Origin of the sequence: Flavihumibacter cheonanensis (assembly GCF_022352215.1) — a bacterium.
Taxonomy (GTDB): Bacteria; Bacteroidota; Bacteroidia; order Chitinophagales; family Chitinophagaceae; genus Flavihumibacter; species Flavihumibacter cheonanensis.
The window spans coordinates 1-289 of sequence record NZ_JAKRWF010000078.1; the positions used below are offsets into that span (position 1 = coordinate 1).

General features: G+C 69.6%; 1 protein-coding gene. It reads right to left on the reverse strand.

The window, feature by feature from the left end:
• Positions 1-289 (reverse strand): hypothetical protein (locus MD536_RS21205; RefSeq protein WP_239603788.1); only part of this gene is annotated, 289 nt, incomplete at both ends.

Genomic DNA, 289 nt, shown 5'->3' on the forward strand with positions numbered 1-289 from the left:
ATGATGTCGCAGACGCCCGGCGCCAGGTTGCACAGCGAGCCCGCGCTGCCGTACCCCGCGCACACGGGATGGCGCTTCGCCGGACCGTCAACGCGGCGGACGATCGCATACATCGCGCGAAGGGCCGACAGGGCATCGCCCGGACTGTCGTCGAGCACGTAGTAGCCCCACAGGTTCGGCGAGTCCTTGACGCGCCTCACCTCGGCCTCGCACGCCTCCGGCCAGAACAGGATGATGCCCTCATGATGGCTCGCCGCCGTCGTGCCCTTGTACCCGCGAACGCAGCCCG